At 70.8% G+C, this 1,250-nt stretch carries 1 protein-coding gene; it reads left to right on the forward strand.

Annotated features, from left to right (window positions below; translation table 11 throughout):
• The coding region (locus tag AB0L00_RS45765; RefSeq protein WP_364444576.1) for a hypothetical protein at positions 1-1,250 on the forward strand (1,250 nt) is incomplete at both ends.

Below are 1,250 nucleotides of genomic sequence, written 5' to 3' on the forward strand. Positions count from 1 at the left end.
TTATCCGTCGTTCTTCGTGGTCCCGGAGCTGTCGCGCCTGGCGGCCCGGCTGTACGCGGAGGCCAACGGCCTGCCGGACGGCTGGGCCGAGGACCGTACGAACCGGCCGTCCGCGATCAAGGACCTCAACAAGCCGGACAAGCTCGCGCAGTACTTCCCCGTTCTGACCGGGCGGAAGGGCCGCATCGTCAGCCTGCCGCGGGGAAGGGACGGCCTGAAACAGGCCTTCCGCATCCGGCTGCGCGGCTACCGGCCGCGTCACGCCGGGGCGAGCGGGAGCACGGAGATCGAGCAGTACGCCCAGGGCACCCGCGGCCACAAGTACGGCGGCGAGCACAAGCTGAAGGGCGGCTACGGCTTCACGGCGGGCCCTCAGCTGCGCATCGGGTCCGAGGCCGGGAAACGGGTCGTCAGCCCCGAAGACGGGCCGGAGACCGGGCACTCCGCCGGCGGTGAGCACGAGGGGAGCATGGGCGGCCGCGTCCAGGTCACCCTTCAGGATCACACCGGATTCACGTGGAAGAAGGAGCGGAGCAAGGCGCGCGGCCACATCGGCATCTCACGCGCGACCTACGAGGGCACGACGCACACGTACCGCACGGACCCGGTCTTCGAGGTGACGCTGATCCGGTGGAGACGGGGGTACCGGTCGAAGACGCGCCGGTATCTCCGGGTGACGGACGCGATGGACCTGCTGATCCCCCAGCGGCGGATCTTCGATCTGGGCCTGACCGCGCCCGGCGTGACGCGGCCGGTGCCTCAGGCGCCGACGCGCCACGTTCCGCCCGGCCTGCTGCCCGGGATGTCCTATCCCGAGACCATGGACGCCGGCCAGGTCCTCGACAAGATCAAACAACAGCTCCGCCACCACGGAGTGCTGAAGGAGTTCTTCGAGGAAGAGGACCGCCCCAACCTTCTCGCCCGGGAGCTCGACGCGGCGTTCTCCTCCGACGCCCTGCGCAACAACTGGGGCCTGCTGACCGGATCCGGAGTCACCCGCTGGATCCCGGTGCCGCAGCCGTTCGGCGGCACGCGGTACGTGTTCGTCCGGGTGACCGCCGCGGTGGGCACCGCCACCTCACAGTCGCCGCGGCCGGAGGTGAAGCTCACCCTGCGCGATGAGGGCCAGCGCGAGGAGTCCCGTGAGAGGTCGACCGCGTTCACGTACGGCGGCGGAGTGGACGTCCGCGGCAGGGTCGGGCGCAAGGGCCACGGGGAAGGCCACGGCGGCGTCGAGGCCGGTGTCGACT

The organism is Actinoallomurus sp. NPDC052308, assembly GCF_040679195.1.
GTDB classification, from domain to species: domain Bacteria; phylum Actinomycetota; class Actinomycetes; order Streptosporangiales; family Streptosporangiaceae; genus Actinoallomurus; species Actinoallomurus liliacearum.